We start from the raw sequence: 18,642 nt of genomic DNA on the forward strand, positions 1-18,642 counted from the left end.
ATGACGCGTCCCGCCGGCTCAAGCGTCGCCTCGTATCAGACGACACCTTGGCAAGGAGGGAGGTGAGCGCGATGACCGCACTGCGACCCGAAGTCGCGGAGTCCGACCGCGACGGCCGGCCCGGAGGAGGCATGCCCGCGTCCGAGAGCGAGGGCACCGGCTTGGTGCAACTGCACGAGTCGATCGCCGCGCTGCTCGCCTCCCGGGGCCAGTGGCGGCAGGCCTACCAGCACCTGCGCTCGGCGTTCGACCTGGTCTACGCCGACCAGGACGACCCGCCGCAGGTGCCCGAGCAGCTGCGCCGGGAGGTCGACCGCCTGCGCCGCGAGCACGCCGAGGCGCGCGAGCAGAGCCTGCGCGACAGCCTCACTGACAGCTACAACCGCAGATACCTGGACGAGCGACTGCTCGACATGGTCGCCGAGCGCGGCTCCACCGCGGCGGGCCTCGCCATCGCGTTGATCGACCTGGACTGGTTCAAGCAGGTGAATGACACGTTCGGGCACCTCTTGGGCGACCGGGTGTTGCAGCGCGTGGTCGAGCTGTTGCAGGAGGAGCTGCCGGAGGGCGGTTTCTGCGCCCGCTACGGCGGCGAGGAGTTCGTCCTCGTGCTGCCCGACGTCGAGCCCGAGCCGGCCGTGGAGATCGCCGAGTCGGCCCGGCTGCGTGTCGAGCGTCACGCCTGGGCTTCCCTCGCGCCCGGTTTGCGAGTGACCGTCAGCATCGGCTTGGCCTACGAGCCGCCGCCGGCCGGCGCGCCGACCCGTCCGCCGGTCGCCCCGGAGCAGCAACTCCTGCGCGCGGACAGCTTGCTCTACACCGCCAAGCAGTCAGGACGGAACGCCGTCGCCTACCGCGAGAACGGCCGCGTCCTCCTGGCGGGTGCCGCTTCCGGGCGACGAGGTATAGCCGAATCGCGGGTCGCCGGTTACTGACACCTCACGTCCACTCACCCTTTCGGACGTAGTCTGCTGCGCGCAACCGAGTACTGCCGACCCCTGTATCACCGGGAGTGGTCGTCAGGACTGGCCGTCATCCGTAGTATCGCCAAGGCAAGTGACACGCCGTTGGTGCAACCAATGTGTCCTTGCTGTCGTCAACTCGTGATGACGACCGACTAATGACCGAAGCTGAAGGGAGACCGGGTGCCCGACGAGCCCCGCCGTGGCGGCCCCGGACCCGGAGGTGACCAGGCCCCTCAGGAGGACCAGCCGACCGGCCGTCGCCGCAGGTCGCTGGACGATGGCGGGCTGAGCGTGTCCGACCTGCTGGAACAGCACAGCCGCACGAACATCCCCCGCCCGGTCCCGCCCGGTCCGTCGGACACCGGCAGGCGCGCCGCGCCCGAGCCAGAGCCGCCACGCAGACCCACGCCGCCCCAGAACGGCAGGCACGCCCCCGAGGGAACCGGCCGCCGTGCCGCGCCGGAGCCGCCCCGCAGGCAGGCTCCGCCGGACTACGCGCCACCGCCACCGGAGGACACCGGCGCCCGGCCCAGGCCGACCAACGGCGCACCGCCGGTCGCCGGCCGCCGCCCGAGCGCACCGCCGCCCCCGAACGACTTCTTCGCCGCGAACGACGGCACCGGCACCCGGACGCCGCGTCCCGTGCCGGAGGACACCGGCGCCCGCCGCCGTCCCGACGAGCCCGGCCCGGCACGTCCCGGGCGTCCCGCGCCCCCGCCGGCCGCCGGACCCGCGAACGGTTACGCCGGCCGACCGGACGACCTCGGCCCGGGACGTCCCGCCGCCCCGCGCCCCGCGCCCCCCGGCGAGCCGGGCAAACGCTTTCCGGCCAACGGCCACCCGCAGGACCCGGCCGGGCCACGACGTGCCGCCGAGAGCACCGGCCGGCGCCCGCGCCCCGACCTCCCCGGCGCCGCGCCGGGTCGACGGCTCCCCGACGGCAGCGGACCGCGGCCACGGCCCGAAGGGCTCGCCCCCGACGCACCACCCAGGCGCCTGGCGGACGGCGGCGGCCCCCGCCCCGAAGACCTGGCCCCCGACGCGCCCCGCCGCCTCGCCGACGGCAGCGGACCTCGACCGCGACCCGAAGACCTCGCGCCACGACGTCCGGCGGACGGCAACCCGCCACCGGCTCCCGACGCGCCCCGTCGCCTGCCGGACGGCAGCGGTCCCCGGCCGCGGCCCGAGGAAGCAGGACCGCCCGGACGCCGCGTCGCCGAGGGCGCGCCCGCCGACGGCATCGCGAGGCGGCTCGCGGACGGGCCCCGGCCCGGCGAGCACACCGGCCAACGCCCCCGTCCCGGCCTCCCGGCCGACGGACCCCGTCGCCCCGCCGAGGGCAGCGGCCCGCACGACCTGACCGGCGCGCCGCGCCCCGGCCGCCGACCCGAGGGCAGCGGACCCCGCCGCCTCGCCGAAGGCCCACCGGTCGTGCCGGTCGACGGCAGCGGACCGCGCCGGCTCGCGGAGGACGGCAGCGGACCGCGGCCGGTCGGCGACGTGCCCGGCCGGAGGTTCGCCGACGAGGGCCCCGCCGCTCCCGACCCGGCGCCGCCCGTCATCGCCGCCCGCCTCAACGCGGGCCCGGAGCCGCGCGAGGCCATCGACCCGGCCAGCCTCACCACGGAGATGGAGGCCATCAGCGACGACGTCAAGAAGCGTCGCGAGGTCGACCACACGCTGGCCCGCTTCTCCGCCGTCCACGACGAGCTGGCCGAGCAGGAGCGCCTGCGCAAGGAACGCCGCCAGAAGCTCATGCCGTGGAAGGCCGAGCACGACGAGGACGCCACCGAGTACGCCTCGCCGGTCGACGACCCCGACGACGACGGCCCGCGCCGCCGCGGCCGCACGGCCAAGCACAGCAAGATCGTGCGCGCGGTCAAGGTCGTCGCGCTGGCCGCCGCCGTGCTGGTGTTCGTGTCCACCGGCCTCGGCTGGGGCGCGATGTTCTACATCGACAGCAAGTTCACCGAGATCGACGCGCTGAACACGAACTCGGCCGCGGTGCACGAGGCGGAGAAGCAGCTCGGCGACGAGAACTTCCTCATCGTCGGCTCGGACACCCGTGCGGGCGCGAAGCCCCAGGACGGCGTCGGCGACCCGAACTCCGAGGACACCGCGGGCGCGCGCTCGGACGTGCTGATGCTCGCGCACATCCCGGCCGACCGTAAGCGCATGGTCGTCGTCTCCGTGCCGCGTGACCTCCTCGTCAAGCGGCCCAAGTGCGAGAAGTGGGATCCGAACACCGGCCAGTACACCGGCGAGATGCTCGAGGCCGAGGAGGACGTGAAGGCCAACGAGCCGTACGCCATCGGCGGGCCCAAGTGCGTCAGCGCGTTCATGACCGAGCTGACCGGCCTGGAGATCAACCACTTCATCAGCGTCGACTTCAACGGCTTCAAGGGCATGGTCGACGCCATCGGCACCGTCCCGGTGTGCGTGCCGAAGCCGATGAACGACGACGAGCTCGGCCTGATCTTCGACAAGGCGGGCAAGTTCGAGGTCAACGGCGACAAGGCGCTGGACTACGTGCGCGCCCGCAAGGTCGAGGGCGAGCTGCTCGGCGACTACGACCGCGTCACGCGGCAGCAGAAGTTCCTGTCGTCGTTGCTGCGCAAGGCGTTGTCGTCGGAGATCCTGCTGAACCCGGGCAAGCTCAACGCCTTCCTCAACGCGTTCGCCGCGTCCACCGTGGGCCAGAACATCGGCGTGAACGACATGCTGACGCTGGCGCAGTCGTTGCAGAGCCTGGAAGCCGGCCGGGTCACGTTCGTCACCGTGCCGCACCGGACGTCCGAGGGCGCCACGAAGTCCAACGACGACAACCTGGAGCTGTTGCGGGAAGAGGAGACCAAGGCGCTGTTCCAGGCCATCATCGACGGCACGCCGCTGCCGGAGGAGACCCCGGACGACACGCCGGCCGACCCGAACCAGGCGGCCCAGGGCGCGACTCAGACCTCCACCCCGCCGGCCGGTCCCAAGCAGGGCAAGGTCATCGACCACAAGGGACTGAAGGTCCAGGTGCGCAACGGCGACCCGGACAACGACGGCGCGTCCCGCCGGACCACCCTCGCGCTGCGGGAACTCGGCTACGACGTCGTCATCGCCGGTGACGCGCCGCGCGCCGAGAAGACCGTGATCCTGTACGGGATCGGCGCGGAGGACGCGGCGACGACGCTGCTGTCCTCGGTGCCCGGCGCGACGTTGCAGTTCCAGGCGAACATGGGCGGCTCGGTGCAGCTGCTGATCGGGCCCGGCTGGGACGAGGAGGTCCGGGCGCCGCAGGCGGCGGGCACCGAGCCGGGCAAGACGGCGCCGCCCGAGGACCTGGACGTGGTCAACGCGGGGAAGGACCCCTGCGCCTGACAGGACTGGACGTCTCGGGTTCACCCTGGGTTCACCGGGGCGGGTCGCTACCGCGATGACCTCGCCGTAGGCTGACGCCCATGCGTGAGGCCTACCACGACCAGCTCGGACAACTCGCCGACCAGCTCGCCGACATGTGCGGCATGGCAGGCGACGCGATGGAGCGCGCGACCGCTTCCCTGCTCGGGGCGGACCTAGCCCTCGCCGAGCAGGTGATCGGTGACGACGCCAAGATCGACGACGTGCGCGCCGACATCGAGGAGCAGGCGTACGCGCTGCTGGCGCTGCAGGCGCCGGTCGCGACCGACCTGCGCATCGTGCTCGCGGTGATCCACGCGGCCGAGAGCGTGGAGCGGATGGGCGACCTCGCGCTGCACGTGGCCAAGGCCGCGCGGCGCAGGCACCCGAACCCGGTGCTGCCGGACACGGTGCGGCCGTACTTCGCCGAGATGGGCCGCATCGCGGTCGAGCTGGCGCGTGAGGCGACCGACATCATCCGCACGCAGGACGTGCAGCGGGCGCGGTCGCTGGAGGACGCCGACGACGCGATGGACGACCTGCACCGCCACCTGTTCACGGTGATCATGGACAAGGACTGGGCGCACGGCGTGCCGTCCGCGGTCGACACGACGCTGCTCGGCCGGTTCTACGAGCGCTTCGCCGACCACGCGGTGTCGGTGGCCAAGCGGACCGTCTTCGTGGTCACCGGCCGGATGCCCGGCTACCACGGCGACACCGGCGACGGTTCCTGAGCCTCAGGCGAGCAGGGCGTTCAGCTCCTGCCCGAGCTGGCCCGCGATGCGCGCGTTGTCGGCGGGGGCGTGGGTGAGCCACTTCTGGCCGTCCTGCCCCTGCCGCGTCTGCGACATGTAGCGGCCCTGGTCGTTGTCGAACCACGCGATCTGCGGCGCGCGCTGCTCCCGGCCGTGCCTGCCGCGCACCGTGACGCCGAACTGGCCGGCGCGCAGCCGGGGGCGTTCGAACACCGCTTCCAGCGCCCGGACCTGCGTGCCCGCGGTCGAGCGCGGCGCCATGGTCTGGGTGAAGGTGGCGTTGCCGAAGTCGTCGTCGCGGCGCGGCGGTGGCGGCGCGGACGTCGGCATGGGCACGGTGATCGACTGGCCGGGGCCCGGTCGGGACGGCGGGACGAGGTCCACGATCGTGCGCAGCAACGCGGGCGCCCGCATCAGGTCGACCTTGAGCTGCCGGTCGTCCATGACCGCGAGCGCCGCGTTCTCACCGGCCGCGCCGCCGCGCGCCAGCAGCTGGCGCTCGACGTTGCGCGCGTCGAGCGACGCGACCGCGTTGAGGCTGTAGTCGAAGCGGACCAGCAGGGTGAGCGCTTCCTCCACCTCGGGCGCGACCCGGCCGCGCCGGGCCAGGCCGCGCGACTCCAGGTCGCGGTAGACGGCGTTGCGGATGCCGCGCCGCTCGTCGACCGTCTGCCCGAGGTAGGGGAATTCGAACGGGTAGGGACGGCTGCCGAGCCTCAGGTCCTCCCAGAGCATGTCGGCCGCCGCGTGGGACAGGGCGAACGAGAACACGCTCACCCGCCGATGACCGGCGGAGCGACCATCGTGCCGTCGCCGAAGACGTCCTCGGTCTCCACCAGGTAGGACGCGGCCTTGTGCTCCTTGTCCTCGTCGCCCTGGCCGCGCGCGCCACCGGCGCCCGCGCCCATGCCGGCGCCCATGCCGCCGGCGCCACCGCGGCCCGCCGCGCCCGCGCCGCCGAGACCGCCGCTGCCGCCGGGACCGAAGCCGCCGGCGCCGGCCCGGCCCGCCTCGCCGAGCGTGCCCGCGCTGCCGCCGGGGCCGAAGCCGCCCAGGCCGCCGCGACCGGCCGCGGCCATGCCGCCGGGGCCACCGCCGAGCCCGCGGCCGCCGCCGCCTCCGGGAGGACCGCCGGGGCCGCGGTTGCCGCCGCCACCGCCGGGACCGTTCGGGTTGGGACGTCCGCCGGGCGGCATCGGGGGCCGGTTGGGCCCGGTGCCCGGCGGGTAGATGCCGGGCGGGTACGGACCGGGGCCGGGGATGTTGGTGTTTCCACCACCACCGCCGCCACCCCCGCCACCGCCGCCGGGCCCGGGCAGCGTCGAGATGCCACCGGGGCCGTTCCAGCCGGACTGGTTGGTGTTGCCGCCGCCGGTTCCGCCGCCGGGCAGGCTGAAGTCACCCGTTCCGGTGCCCGTGCCCGTCCCCGTGCCGCTGGGCATGGTCGGCCGGCCGCCGATCTGGCCCGTGCCGGGTTGGCTCGGGTCGCCGCCGCCGGAGCCCGACATCGGCGGTGGCGCCGAGAAGGCGGGCATGGTCGAGCCCGACTCCTGGAAGCTCGTGGACATGGTCGTCATGACCTCGGCCGCACGTTCGTGGGCCTGCTGCTTCTCCTCGAACTTCTGCTCGATCTGGTCGATCGTCTCGGCCCACTTGAACGGGTTGGGCTCGGAGAAGAACATCTTGTAGGCGTCGGCGGTGCTGAACTCGACCGGCTCGGGCATCGCGTTCTTCGCCGTCTCGGCCGCCTGGCTCTGGGAGTACAGCTTGTTGCCGGTGAGCTGCGCGCCCTGGGCGGCGTTGCCGGACCAGGTGGCGACGTTGGTGAAGTAGCCCTGCGCCGACTCCGCCGCCGCGCCCTGCCAGGCGCCCTTGCTGGCGGCCGTGGCGCTGCTCAGGTTGGTCTGCAGCTCGGCGAGGGTGTTGCCGAGCTTGGTCCAGGCCTCGCCCTGCTCGTTGGCCGTGCTCGGGGACATGTTCGTGGTGACCATGTCCTTGAGCGCCTTGTGGTCGTAGCCCAAGTAGTGGGAGCCGGGCGGCGACAGCGGCGGCCGGTAGTTCTCCACCACCTGCTCGAGCTGCTGCTCCTGCGTGGACTGGTACTGCGCCGACTGCTGCTTGTAGCGCAGGTAGTCGTCGAGCGTCGTGATGGCGCCGAAGATCCCCGGGTTGGCGGCGCGTTCGCGCTCGTACTCGGCGCGCAGTTCAGCCTCGGTCTGCCCGGCGTAGGTGACCTGGGTTGCCTGGTTGCCGCTCTGCGGCGGCAGCGAGTTGGACGGCGGCTGCGAGTTCGGCGGCGTCACGACGTTCTCCCCCCTCTGGGTTACTTCGGCAGCTTCGGTTCGACGGCGGTGGCGACCTTGGTGGCGACCTCACATGCCTCGGCGCCCGAGGTGTTGGAAACGGCGAAGACGTCGACCCTGGACGTCGGCCCCACCTCGACTGCCACCAGACACGAGTTCTTGCTGGCCGGAGCCTCGACAACCCTGGCCTTGCGCGAGCCGATGGAGATGTCGGTCTTCTTGCCGTCACCGACGGCGTCGGCGATCGCAAGTTCAGGCTGTTTCGTAACGCTGGTAAGGCCGAGCGACGGGTACTCAGCGCTGCATTCCTTCTCGTCGACCTTTTCGAGGTTCGAGAGGTTCAGCTGAGACATCAACGGCTCGAGGACCGCGCACGGGTCGAAGTCGGCCAACGAGTCACCACCACCCGACGGCTTGCTGCTACTGGTGGTGGCCTTCGACGTCTGCTCGGTCGTCGTCGCCCCCGTGGGTCCCGGCGTGGCGGTCCCTCCGGTCGTGCAGCCGGTCGCGACCGCACCCAGCACGGCCAACGACAGGACGACGCGAGTCGACAATCCCTTGATCAACTGACTCCACCCTCAGTAGCGCTGGTAGGTGCTGGCGTTCGAGCTGTCGACCTCACGATAGTTCTCAATCGCCTTCTGCAACGCCTCACGTGCCTCGTTCAACGCGGACCGCAGCTGCTCGACCGCCGGGACGATGCCGCTCGTGCCGGCTCCACCTTCGACGCTCTCCTGGTTGTAGCGCGCCATGGCGGTGCCATCAGGGCTGGTGCCGAGCTTGGTCTCCTGGCGGAGCCGGTTGATTTCGCGATCCATCTTGTTGAGGTCCGTGATCGCGCTGTCGATCGCCTTTAGGTAGGCCTCGGCGCCTTCCTGGCTGATGGCGAACGAGCCCGACTCGGCGGCCTGCTTCAGCCCCACCATGTTGGCCGTCATAGCCTGCATGGACTGTGCGCTCAACGCACCTTCCGCCGCCACGGTTACCCCCTGCGAGTCTGCCGATCCCAACGGTCACGGTACCCCCGAACGGGCGACCGTGTCTCGATTTTGACGGCTGGGGCGGGCCCGTGGTTCCCCTGTCACCCGAACGCGCGGAAGCCCTCCCACCGCTGGTGGGAGGGCTTCCGGGAGCCAAGGCGGTGATCAGCCGAAACGGCCGGAGATGTAGTCCTCCGTGGCCTTCTGGCCCGGGTTGGAGAAGATCTTCTCCGTGTCGTCCACCTCGATCAGCCGACCCGGCTGACCGACACCCAGCAGGTTGAAGAACGCGGTCTGGTCGCTGACCCGCGCCGCCTGCTGCATGTTGTGGGTCACGATGACGATCGTGTACTCCTTCTTCAGCTCCGTGATCAGGTCCTCGATCGCGAGAGTGGAGATGGGGTCCAGCGCCGAGCACGGCTCGTCCATCAGCAGCACGTCCGGCTGCACGGCGATCGCCCGCGCGATGCACAGCCGCTGCTGCTGACCGCCGGACAGGCCGCCGCCGGGGCGGTCGAGGCGGTCCTTGACCTCGTTCCACAGGTTCGCCCCGCGCAACGACCGCTCGGCCACCTCGTCGAGCTTCTTCTTGTTCCGCTCGCCCGCGAGCTTCAGCCCCGCGACCACGTTGTCCCGGATGGACATCGTCGGGAACGGGTTGGGGCGCTGGAACACCATGCCGATGGTGCGGCGCACCTGCACCGGGTCGACGGAGGACGCGTAGATGTCCTCGCCGTCCAGCAGCACGGTGCCCTCCACCCGCGCCCCGGGCGCCACCTCGTGCATGCGGTTCAACGACCGCAGCACGGTGGACTTCCCGCAACCGGACGGGCCGATGAACGCCGTCACGTTCTTCGGCGGCACGGCGAGCGAGACACCGTCCACGGCGTGGAACTTGCCGTAGTACAGGTTGAGGTCTTTCACGTCGATGCGCTTGGCCATGACCGCCCGCTCACTTCGTCTTCGGAGCCAGCCACCGCGAGATCACGGTCGCCAGCAGGTTGAACAGCGTGATGATGATGACCAGGGTGATCGCCGCACCCCAGATCCGCTCGAAACCGGCCTGCGTCGGGTTGTTCCGCTCCGACGTCATGAGCAGCGGCAGCGACGCCATCGGCCCTTCGAACAGGTTGTAGTTGATGTACGGCGCGTACGCGGCCAGCACGAGCACCGGCGCGGTCTCGCCCATGACGCGGGCCAGCGCCAGCATGATGCCGGTGATGATGCCGGACAGCGCCGTCGGGATGACGACCTTCACGATCGTCTTCCACTTGGGGATGCCGAGCGCGTAGGACGCCTCGCGCAGCTCGTCCGGCACGATCTTCAGCATCTCCTCGGTGGTCCGCACGATCACCGGCACCATCAGCAGCACCAGGGCGAGGGACACCGCGAACCCGCTGCGGCCGAAGCCGAAGTAGGTGATCCACAGCGTGTAGACGAACAGCGCGGCCACGATGGACGGCACACCGGTGAGGATGTCGACCATGAACGTGGTGGCCCGGGACAGCTTGGACCGGCCGCCGTACTCCACCAGGTACACGCCGACGAACAGGCCGATCGGCACGGACAGCGCACCGCACACGAGGCCCTGCACCAACGTGCCGTAGATCGCGTGGTAGACACCGCCGCCCTGCTGGCGGCCCAGCAGGCCGGACAACGACTTCTGCCACCAGTCGCCGTCGAGCACGACCGGGAAACCGCGCTGGATCACCACCCACAGCACCCAGATCAGCGGCACGATCGCGACGAGGAACGCCCCGTACACCAGGACGGTGGCGACGCCGTTCTTGAGCTTGCGCGCGCCGCTGACGCTCTGGAACGTCGGCGGCGTGGCGAGGCGGTTCAGGTCCGCCGTGTCGGTCGTCATTCGTACTCCTTGTGACCGGCGACGATGGACCGGGCGAGGGCGTTGACGCCGAAGGTGAGGACGAACAGCACCAGGCCGGCGGCGATGTAGGCGCCGGCCGTGCGCGGGTCGTTGAACTCGGGCGCGGCCAGCGCGATCTTGGACGCGAACGTCGCGCCGCCGTCGAACAGGCTCCACGCGAACGCGGCGCCCGTGCCGCTGAGGATGATCGTCAGCGCGATCGTCTCGCCGAGGGCGCGGCCGAGGCCGAGCATCGAGGCGCTGACGTAACCCGCCTTGCCGAACGGCAGCACGGTGGTGCGCACGACCTCCCACTTGGTGGCGCCGAGCGCGATGGCGCCCTCCACGTGGGTGACCGGCGTGCGGTCGAACACCTCGCGGCTGACCGCGGTGATGATCGGCAGGATCATCACGGCCAGCACGATGCCGGCGGTGAAGATGGTGCCGCCGAGCTCGATGCTGACGTTGCCCTCGGCGAACAGCGGGATCCAGCCGAGGTTGGCGGTCAGCCACTCGCCGATCGGGGTGAGCACCGGGCCGAGCACGAGCAGGCCCCACAGGCCGAAGATGATCGACGGCACGGCGGCCAGCAGGTCGATGACGTAGGCGAACGGCCGGGCGAGCCGGCGCGGCGCGTACTGGGTGAGGAACAGGGCGATGCCCAGCGCGATCGGCATCGCGATGACCAGCGCGAACGCGGACGACACCACGGTGACCAGGAGCAGGTCGAGGATGCCGTAGCGCATGTCGTCGACGTCGCCGGTGGACCACTCGCGGCTGGTCAGGAAGTTGACCTTGTCCAGGGCGAGCGAGGGGATGGCCTGGAGCAGCAGGAAGACGCCGATCGCCGCGATCAGGACCACGATGAAGATGCCCGACCCCGTGGCCAGGCCTGCGAAGATCCGGTCACCCGGCCGGACGTGGGTCTTCTGGTCGGCTTCCGTGGTCGGGGGAATCGGAGCCTCCGAGTCGGGTCGGGCAGCCGGAACGCCCGCACGGGCACCGGTCGAACCGGTGCCCGCGGGGCGTGGGGCCACTGTGCGGTCGTTCATCGCAATGGCGTTCCCGGGAAGTGTGCCGGCCTGGTCAGGCGATGGCCTTGATGGCGGTCAGCAGCTTGTCCTGGAAGGCCTTCGGCAGCGGAGCGTAGCCCGCGTCCGCCAGACCGTCCTGGCCAGTCGTGGCCGCGACCGTGAGGAACGCCTTGACCGCCTTCGCGGTGTCGGCGTCGTAGCCCTTGGAGCAGACGATCTCGTAGGTGGCCAGCAGCAGCGGGTAGGCGCCCGCGGCGGTGGAGCCGTAGATCGAGTCCAGGTCGAGGACCAGGTCGTTGCCGGCGCCCTTGATGGTGGCGCCGTCGATGGCCTTGCCGACCGTCTCGTTGGTCAGCGCGACCGGGCCGGAACCGGTGTCGATCTTGGCCAGGGACAGCTTGTTGTCCTGCGCGAACGACAGCTCGACGTAGGTGATGGCGCCGTCGACGGAGCCCGCGGCCTGCGCGACGCCGGCGGACTTCTCCTTGGCCTCGCCGACACCGCCCTTGAACTGCTTGCCGTCACCCTGGGTCCACGCGCCCTTGGAGGCGGCGGTCAGGTACTTCTGGAAGTTGTCCGTCGTGCCGGACTCGTCCGAGCGGTAGACGACCTTGATGTCCTTGTCGGGCAGCGACGCGCCGCTGTTCAGCGCCGCGATGGCCGGGTCGTTCCACTTCTTGATGCCGCCGTTGAAGATCTTGGCGGTCACCTCGCCGTTGAGGACCAGGTCGTTGACGCCCTCGAGCTTGTAGCCCAGCGCGACCGGGCCGAAGACCAGCGGCAGGTTCCACGCCGGGTTGCCCTCGCAGCGCTCGGCCGCCGCGGCGACCTCGCCCTTGCTCTCCGACAGCGGCGAGTCGGAGCCGCCGAAGTCGACCTGGCCCGCGTTGAACTGCTTGACGCCCGCACCGGAGCCGGAGGCGTTGTAGGCGAGGTCGGAGCCCGGGCACTTCGCCTGGTAGGCCTGGATGAACGTGGCGATCGCGTTCTGCTGCGCGGAAGAGCCCTCGGCGCTCAGCTTCGACTTGCCACCGCACTCGACGGGGACCGACGAATCGCCGGCCGCCGACGTCGAACCCGTGCCGGGGGCGTTGTTGTCGCTGCCACACGCGGTGAGCAGAAGCGCACCGGCCGCGATCAGGCCGAGTACGGCGCCGTGTCGCTTGGTCTTCACCTGGGAGTCCTCCAGCTACGGAAGCGGGTTTCGCGGCGAAGCCCCGCCGCTCGACACGGACGGTAGGTAGCGAGGGTGGACAGGCACCCAGGAGAAGGTGAACGACGGGTGAACACCACACGGGAAGTGACCGAGTACACCGCCTTTTGGGTGTCCCGTGACCTGCACGTTTGCATGGCGTGATGGGTTTGTCACTACCGGGCGTATTGGACGTCCGAGTCCCAGCGCGTGAAGCCCAACCGGTCGTACACGGCCAACGCCGCAGCGTTGTCGGACTCGACGTACAGCATCACGTCGGTGAGCCCGGCCGCGCGCAGGTGCGCCAGGCCCGCGAGGGTGATCGCCTTGCCGAGGCCGCCGCCCTGCGCGTCCGGGTCGACCCCGACCACGTACACCTCGCCGAGCTCGGCGGTGTGCGCCTTGGTCCAGTGGAAGCCGAGCAGCCGCCCGTCGTCGTCGACCGCGAGCAGGAAGCCGGCCGGGTCGAACCACGGCTGCTCTTCCTTCTCCCGCACGTCCTCGATGCTCATCGCGCCCTGCTCGGGGTGCCACGCGAACGCGCGGTGGTTGACGTAGACCACCGCGGCCTCGTCCCGGCCCGGCACGAACGAGCGCAGCGCCACGCCGGGAGGCAGCACGGGTTCGGGCAGGTCGGCGTCCAGCGGGCGGCGCAGGCGCAGCAGCTCGCGGACCTTGCGGTAGCCGAGCTTCGCGGCGAGCGCCGCGGCGCCGGGGTGCCCGCCGTGCGACCAGATCCGCAGGGGCTTGGCGCGGTCGGCCACGGCTTCGACCAGCGCGGCGCCGTGCCCGCGACGGCGGTGGTCGGGGTGCACGGCGAGTTCCGCGACCTCATTGCCGTCGGAGTCGCCGAAGACGTCCAGGTGCAGGTAGCCGACGAGGGTCGCGCCGTCACGGGCGAGCAGGTGACGGCTGCCGCGCGCGTCGGGGCGCAGGCGCAGGACGACCGCCTCGCCGACCGGGGCCACGCCGTCGGCGGCTTCGGCCGCCCCGAGCAGACCGCTGACCTCGTCGGCCTGCTCGGGGGACAACACCTCGAACCAGGTCAATTCCACACCGAAAACCTACCCGGAGCTCGCCCCGCGAGGTCGCGTCGGTCGTTCGCGACTCATTTTCCGGCGATCACGCTTTTCGATCGTCGGGAAATCAGGCGCGAGCGGCCGACTTCCAGGCGACCTCGCCGCCGTCTGCGGAGCAGCGGCAATCAAACACCGTAGATCAGCTCGGCGTCGTCGATCGTCGTCTCGGGCGCGTCGATCGCGTGGTCCACGCGGCGGGCGCTGCCCGGGCGCGGGGGCCGCACGAACTTGTAGCCCACGTTGCGCACGGTGCCGATGAGCGACTCGTGCTCGGGGCCCAGCTTGGCGCGCAGGCGCCGGACGTGCACGTCCACCGTCCGCGTGCCGCCGAAGAAGTCGTAGCCCCAGACCTCCTGCAGCAGCTGCGCGCGGGTGAACACGCGGCCCGCGTGCTGCGCCAGGTACTTGAGGAGCTCGAACTCCTTGTAGGTCAGGTCGAGCGGGCGACCGCGCAGGCGGGCCGTGTAGGTCGCCTCGTCGATGACGAGCTCGCCGAGCTGGATCGAGCCGTCGCCGCCGGGCTGCGTGGTGCCGCGCCGGGAGCGCACCAGGCGCAGGCGGGCGTCCACCTCGGCCGGGCCGGAGGTGGGGAGCAGGATCTCGTCCACGCTCCAGTCGGAGTTGACCGCGACCAGGCCGCCCTCGGTGACGACCGCCACCACGGGCACGTCCACGCCGCTGGAGTCGAGCAGCCGGCACAGGCTGCGCGCCGCGACCAGGTCGGTCCGGGCGTCGACCAGCACGATGTCGTGCGGACCGGCTTCCAGCAGCGCCGAGACCTCCGGGCGCAGCGGCCGCACCTCGTGCGGGAGGAGCGACAGCGCGGGGAGAACCGCCTCGGGGTCGGAGTCGGTGGTCAGCAGCAGCACATCGATACTCATCGCGGCGCCCTCTCGTTCGGCCGGTGCTTGGTCACCGACCAGGCACAGGCGAAGTACGGTGACCGGGCCCCGTTGCCTGCGGATGACGGAGACGATACCGGTGCACACCACGAAAGACCCAGGTCAGCAGGACAGAGTCACAGTTGTTTCCACAAGCGTCACGCCTGTTACATCCATGTCACATGACGCCGTCCTCCTGCGCGGTGTGCATGTGAGATCGACACCGACCGTGACGGATCTCGCATTCGTGGTGGGTCACGGCTTCACGAACCACGTCCGCAAGCCGTTCGTGTCACGCGTGTTGCACCGGTTCGCGAGGCACGGCGGGGTCGTCGCGCTGGACTTCCGGGGCCACGGCCGCTCCGCCGGGCGGTCCACCGTCGGCGGTGACGAAATCCACGACCTCGCGGCCGGGGTGTCGCTCGCCCGCGAGCTCGGCTACCGGCGGGTGGCGACCGTCGGCTTCTCCATGGGCGCGTCCGTCGCCCTGCGCCACGCGGGCCTGCACGACGAGCGGCCGGACGCCGTGGCGGCGGTCAGCGCGCCCTCGCGCTGGTGGGTGCGCGACACGGTGGCGATGCGCCGCGTGCACTGGCTGCTCGAACAGCCGCACGGCAGGCTCGCCGCCCGCGCGCTGGGCGTGCGCCTCGGCCCGCCGTGGCGGACCGCGCCGGAGAGCCCGCTGGAGGTGGTGCACCGCATCACCCCGACCCCACTGCTGATCGTGCACGGTGAGCAGGACCACTACTTCGGCCCGGCTCACGCCGTCGCGCTGCACCGGGCCGCGGGCGGCGACGCCGAGCTGTGGCTGGAGCCGGGCGTGCGGCACGCCGAGTCGTCGATGACGCCCGCTCTGGTAGACCGGATCGCGACCTGGTTGGCCGAACGCACCTCGCAGCACCACCCGGACCGGACAAAGGGCAGGCGATGACCGCGACCGACACGAACCGCCGCCGTTCCACGCGCGGGCGCAAGCTGATCATCGCCGCGCTCGTCGTGGGCGCGCTGCTGGTCGCCGCCGACTTCGCGCTGGCCGCGGTCGGCGAGTACCAGGTGGCGCAGAAGATGCGGGAGAAGTTCGGGCTCAGCGAGGACCCGTCGGTCCGGATCAACGGCTTCCCGTTCATCACGCAGGCGATCGGCGGCGACTACCGCGACATCGAGATCAGCGCCACCGGCGTGCCGGTGCGCGACCAGCTGCGCGACCTGGAGATCCGGGCGAACCTCAAGCACACCCGGATCGGCCTGTCGGACCTGCTGGCCGGCAACACCCGCGACGCGCGGATCGACCAGGTCAAGGGCAGCGTCAAGATCAAGGTCAACGACCTGAGCCGGCTGGTCAACCAGATCACGCCGTTCACCGACCTGGCGATCGACCCGGACAAGCGCACCAAGGTCACGGACGGGCAGGCGCCGGACCCGACGGTCGCGGCGGTGCGGCTGTCGGGCAAGACCAACGTCGCCGGCCGCGACCTCCGCATCACCGCGTACGGGACGGTGTCGCTGGTCAACGGCCAGGTGATGATCGCGGTGAACGACGTCGAGCTGGACGACATGGCGCTGGACGGGCTGGACGCGGTGCTCGGCGTGGTGCGCGAGGCGTTGAGCGTGACCATCGACCCCGGCGCGCTGCCCTTCACGGTGACACCGACCGCGGTCAAGGTGGAGAGTGGGGCCTTCACCGTGGAAGGCGCGATCAACGACATCCTCCTGGACCAGGGCGGCGGCTGATGACCGGTGTGTGGGCGTTGTTCGGCGCGGTCGCGGTCGTCGCCGCGGTCGCCGTGGCGCTGCGCGCCCGGGACGGCCGCGTGCGCGTGGCGAAACCGCACCAGGGCCTGCCCGCGCCCGTGCGCGACCTGATCGACCCGGGCGTCCCGGTGACGTTGGTGCAGCTCTCCACGACGTTCTGCGCGAACTGCCGGCAGGCCCGCACCGTGCTCGAGGACCTCGCCGGCCGCACCGCGGGGCTGCGGCACGTCGAGCTCGACGTGACCGACCTGCCGGAGGTCGCCGCCGACCTCGGGGTGCTGCGCGCGCCGACCACGGTGGCGCTGGACGCCTCGGGCGCGGAGCTGCTCCGGGTCGGTGGCGTCCCGAAGGCGGACCGCCTCATTGCGGCTTTGCGCCCACACCTGCCTGGCCCGATCGGGTGAACCTCGGTATTCCCACGCCTTGGACGGCACTCCCGACAGCAGGGACGAGCGGCTAGTCTCGAACCCATGACCACGCTGCTGACCAAGCGACTCGCGGTGGACCTGTGCCGCGTGCGCAGCAGCCTGTGTCGCGCGGCGCGCTGACCGGGCGGTTCCCGGCGGCCCGCACACCCTTGACGGTGGTGCGCGCCTGCCCCTAACACCGCCTGAGACGGACTACCAGTCTTGTCCACCGTCAGGAGGTCGCCATGCCTTTAGATGCCACCGCCACCAAGGACGCGCCGGTCGACCCGCGCGGCCCGCGGTTCAGCGCCTGGATCACCACCGCCATCCTGGCGGTCGTCCTGCTGACCGGCTCGTGGCGGCTGCTCGCCGCCCAGACCGTGCTCTTCGCGATGTGCGCGTTCATCTCGCTGAAGCTCAACCCGTGGGGCCACGTCTACCGGTTCGCCGTGCAGCCGAGGATCAAGCCGACGGCCGAGCGCGAGGAGGCCGCCCCGCTGCGGTTCGCGCAGGGCGTCGGGTTCGTCTTCGCGCTCATCGGCACGATCGGCTACACCACCGGTTTCACCGCGCTCGGAGTCGTCGCCACCTCCGCCGCACTGGTCGCCGCGCTGCTCAACGCCGCGGTCGGCCTGTGCCTGGGTTGTGAGCTGTTCCTGCTCCTGCGCCGCTACGCACCCGCGCTCGCCCGACCCCAGTGACACCAAGTCGCAGTCAGAACGAAGAAATTGGAGCAGCTCGATGAGCCGTGAAGACGTCCTGGTCTCGGCCGCTTGGTCCGAGGAGAACCTCAGCGCGCCCGGCGTGGTGTTCGTGGAGGTGGACGAGGACACCACCGCCTACGACGGCGGCCACATCCCGGGCGCGGTGAAGATCGACTGGAGGAACGAGCTCCAGGACCCGGTGCGGCGCGACTTCGTCGACCGCGCGGGCTTCGAGAAGCTGCTGTCCGCCAAGGGCATCTCCAACGACGACACGGTCATCCTGTACGGCGGCAACAACAACTGGTTCGCCGCCTACGCCTACTGGTACTTCAAGCTCTACGGCCACGACGCCGTGAAGCTGCTCGACGGCGGCCGCAAGAAGTGGGAGCTCGACGGCCGCCCGCTGGACAAGGAGCAGGTCGAGCGCCCGGCGACGAGCTACACCGCCCAGGAGCAGAACCTGGCGATCCGCGCGTTCCGCGACGAGGTCGTCGACGCGATCGGCAACAAGAACCTGGTCGACGTGCGCTCGCCCGACGAGTTCTCCGGCAAGCTGCTCGCGCCCGCCCACCTGCCGCAGGAGCAGGCGCAGCGCGCCGGCCACATCCCGAGCGCGATCAACGTGCCGTGGAGCAAGGCGGCCAACGAGGACGGCACGTTCCGGTCGAACGAGGAGCTGGCCGAGATCTACGGCGAGGCCGGTTTCGACGGCTCCCGCAAGACGATCGCCTACTGCCGCATCGGCGAGCGCTCGTCGCACACGTGGTTCGCGCTGCACGAGCTGCTCGGCCACGAGGACGTGAAGAACTACGACGGTTCCTGGACCGAGTACGGCTCGCTCGTCGGCGTGCCGGTCGAGCTCGGCAGCGGCAAGGAGGCCTGATCATGAGTCTGGACGGTTGCGGCGCGCCCGAGCAGGGCGTCGACATCCAGGTCGGCGCGAACGAGGTCGTGCTGTCCGGCAAGGTCCGGTCCGAGGGCGCACCGGTCGGCGGCGCGTTCGTGCGCCTGCTGGACGCCTCGGGCGAGTTCACCGCCGAGGTCGTGTCCTCGGCCGACGGCGACTTCCGGTTCTTCGCCGCGCCGGGCACGTGGACGATCCGCGCGCTGCACCGGTCGGGCAACGGGCAGGCGTCGGTCAGCGCGGAGGGGCCGGGCGTGCACCCGGTCGAGGTCGCGGTGGCCTGACACCACACCCCCGAGACCCGGGGAGCGCACGGGCTGCCCCCGGCGCTACCCCTCGCCGACCCCCGGGGGGTTGGCCCCCCGGGGGGGGGGGGTCCGGGGCCGGGGGGCGAAAAGGGGGGGGGGGGACACGTGGTAACAGGACTGCGGGTGC

At 71.3% G+C, this 18,642-nt stretch carries 20 protein-coding genes; 10 read left to right on the top strand and 10 right to left on the bottom strand.

The annotated features are described in order from the left end of the window. Window positions 1-71 precede the first annotated feature (71 nt). The 3 genes from ABTZ99_RS20350 (at window position 72) to phoU (ending at window position 5,083) form a co-directional block, all read left to right on the top strand. On the top strand, window positions 72-935 hold the full coding sequence (locus tag ABTZ99_RS20350) for a GGDEF domain-containing protein (RefSeq protein WP_498785640.1): 864 nt from the start codon (window positions 72-74) through the stop codon (window positions 933-935). Between the two features lie 210 nt (window positions 936-1,145). Next, a complete protein-coding gene (locus ABTZ99_RS20355; RefSeq protein WP_499612946.1) occupies window positions 1,146-4,331 on the top strand; it encodes an LCP family protein in 3,186 nt (1,061 codons plus the stop codon). 80 nt (window positions 4,332-4,411) lie between these two features. Then, a complete protein-coding gene (gene phoU / locus ABTZ99_RS20360; RefSeq protein ID WP_230566287.1) occupies window positions 4,412-5,083 on the top strand; it encodes a phosphate signaling complex protein PhoU in 672 nt (223 codons plus the stop codon). 3 nt (window positions 5,084-5,086) lie between these two features. Here phoU and ABTZ99_RS20365 read toward each other — a convergent pair whose 3' ends face one another. From ABTZ99_RS20365 to ABTZ99_RS20410, 10 genes are all read right to left on the bottom strand, one after another. Beyond that, the gene (locus ABTZ99_RS20365; RefSeq protein WP_498785636.1) at window positions 5,087-5,881 is read right to left on the bottom strand and encodes an ESX secretion-associated protein EspG; all 795 of its coding nucleotides are present in this window, start codon (window positions 5,879-5,881) and stop codon (window positions 5,087-5,089) included. Further along, window positions 5,878-7,407 (bottom strand): PPE domain-containing protein, encoded by a 1,530-nt coding sequence (locus ABTZ99_RS20370; protein WP_499612949.1) that lies wholly within the window; start codon window positions 7,405-7,407, stop codon window positions 5,878-5,880. The genes ABTZ99_RS20365 and ABTZ99_RS20370 overlap by 4 nt, the downstream gene beginning before the upstream one ends. 20 nt (window positions 7,408-7,427) lie before the next feature. Beyond that, on the bottom strand, window positions 7,428-7,973 hold the full coding sequence (locus ABTZ99_RS20375) for a DUF3558 family protein (RefSeq protein ID WP_498785632.1): 546 nt from the start codon (window positions 7,971-7,973) through the stop codon (window positions 7,428-7,430). Between the two features lie 12 nt (window positions 7,974-7,985). Next, window positions 7,986-8,387: a hypothetical protein gene (locus ABTZ99_RS20380; RefSeq protein WP_498785630.1), complete on the bottom strand. Its 402-nt coding sequence runs from the start codon at window positions 8,385-8,387 to the stop codon at window positions 7,986-7,988. 165 nt (window positions 8,388-8,552) lie between these two features. Further along, on the bottom strand, window positions 8,553-9,329 hold the full coding sequence (pstB, locus tag ABTZ99_RS20385) for a phosphate ABC transporter ATP-binding protein PstB (RefSeq protein ID WP_498785628.1): 777 nt from the start codon (window positions 9,327-9,329) through the stop codon (window positions 8,553-8,555). A gap of 10 nt (window positions 9,330-9,339) precedes the next feature. Then, window positions 9,340-10,254 carry a phosphate ABC transporter permease PstA gene (pstA, locus tag ABTZ99_RS20390; protein WP_498785626.1) on the bottom strand — a complete coding sequence of 305 codons (915 nt, stop codon included), beginning with the start codon at window positions 10,252-10,254 and terminating at the stop codon, window positions 9,340-9,342. Continuing rightward, the gene (gene pstC, locus ABTZ99_RS20395) at window positions 10,251-11,306 is read right to left on the bottom strand and encodes a phosphate ABC transporter permease subunit PstC (RefSeq protein ID WP_498785624.1); all 1,056 of its coding nucleotides are present in this window, start codon (window positions 11,304-11,306) and stop codon (window positions 10,251-10,253) included. The genes pstA and pstC overlap by 4 nt, the downstream gene beginning before the upstream one ends. Window positions 11,307-11,340: 34 nt before the next feature. Further along, complete coding sequence (pstS, locus tag ABTZ99_RS20400) at window positions 11,341-12,462, bottom strand: phosphate ABC transporter substrate-binding protein PstS (RefSeq protein ID WP_499612953.1); 1,122 nt, start codon at window positions 12,460-12,462, stop codon at window positions 11,341-11,343. Window positions 12,463-12,656: 194 nt separating this feature from the next. Further along, entirely contained in the window at window positions 12,657-13,535 is an 879-nt protein-coding gene (mshD, locus tag ABTZ99_RS20405; RefSeq protein WP_499612955.1) for a mycothiol synthase, read from the bottom strand. A gap of 149 nt (window positions 13,536-13,684) precedes the next feature. Next, complete coding sequence (locus ABTZ99_RS20410) at window positions 13,685-14,440, bottom strand: winged helix-turn-helix domain-containing protein (RefSeq protein ID WP_498785618.1); 756 nt, start codon at window positions 14,438-14,440, stop codon at window positions 13,685-13,687. Between the two features lie 229 nt (window positions 14,441-14,669). Here ABTZ99_RS20410 and ABTZ99_RS20415 point away from each other — a divergent pair, with 229 nt between their 5' ends. The 7 genes from ABTZ99_RS20415 to ABTZ99_RS20445 all read left to right on the top strand — a co-directional run bounded on the left by ABTZ99_RS20415 (window position 14,670) and on the right by ABTZ99_RS20445 (window position 18,491). Then, window positions 14,670-15,371 (top strand): alpha/beta hydrolase family protein, encoded by a 702-nt coding sequence (locus ABTZ99_RS20415; RefSeq protein ID WP_498785616.1) that lies wholly within the window; start codon window positions 14,670-14,672, stop codon window positions 15,369-15,371. After that, window positions 15,368-16,171, top strand: coding sequence for an LmeA family phospholipid-binding protein (locus ABTZ99_RS20420; RefSeq protein WP_498785614.1), 804 nt, complete (start codon window positions 15,368-15,370; stop codon window positions 16,169-16,171). Before ABTZ99_RS20415 ends, ABTZ99_RS20420 begins: the two co-directional genes overlap by 4 nt. After that, a complete protein-coding gene (locus ABTZ99_RS20425) occupies window positions 16,171-16,596 on the top strand; it encodes a TlpA family protein disulfide reductase (RefSeq protein ID WP_498785612.1) in 426 nt (141 codons plus the stop codon). Before ABTZ99_RS20420 ends, ABTZ99_RS20425 begins: the two co-directional genes overlap by 1 nt. A 66-nt stretch (window positions 16,597-16,662) precedes the next feature. Next, on the top strand, window positions 16,663-16,740 hold the full coding sequence (locus ABTZ99_RS20430; RefSeq protein WP_360462167.1) for a putative leader peptide: 78 nt from the start codon (window positions 16,663-16,665) through the stop codon (window positions 16,738-16,740). A 104-nt stretch (window positions 16,741-16,844) separates the two neighbouring features. Continuing rightward, the gene (locus tag ABTZ99_RS20435; RefSeq protein ID WP_498785610.1) at window positions 16,845-17,300 is read left to right on the top strand and encodes a DUF4395 domain-containing protein; all 456 of its coding nucleotides are present in this window, start codon (window positions 16,845-16,847) and stop codon (window positions 17,298-17,300) included. Between the two features lie 40 nt (window positions 17,301-17,340). Then, window positions 17,341-18,186, top strand: coding sequence for a sulfurtransferase (locus ABTZ99_RS20440; protein ID WP_230566273.1), 846 nt, complete (start codon window positions 17,341-17,343; stop codon window positions 18,184-18,186). A 2-nt stretch (window positions 18,187-18,188) separates the two neighbouring features. Next, window positions 18,189-18,491 (top strand): DUF1416 domain-containing protein, encoded by a 303-nt coding sequence (locus ABTZ99_RS20445; RefSeq protein ID WP_230566272.1) that lies wholly within the window; start codon window positions 18,189-18,191, stop codon window positions 18,489-18,491. Window positions 18,492-18,642 lie beyond the last annotated feature (151 nt).

Source organism: Actinosynnema sp. NPDC002837 (assembly GCF_040295345.1).
Taxonomy (GTDB): Bacteria; Actinomycetota; Actinomycetes; order Mycobacteriales; family Pseudonocardiaceae; genus Actinosynnema.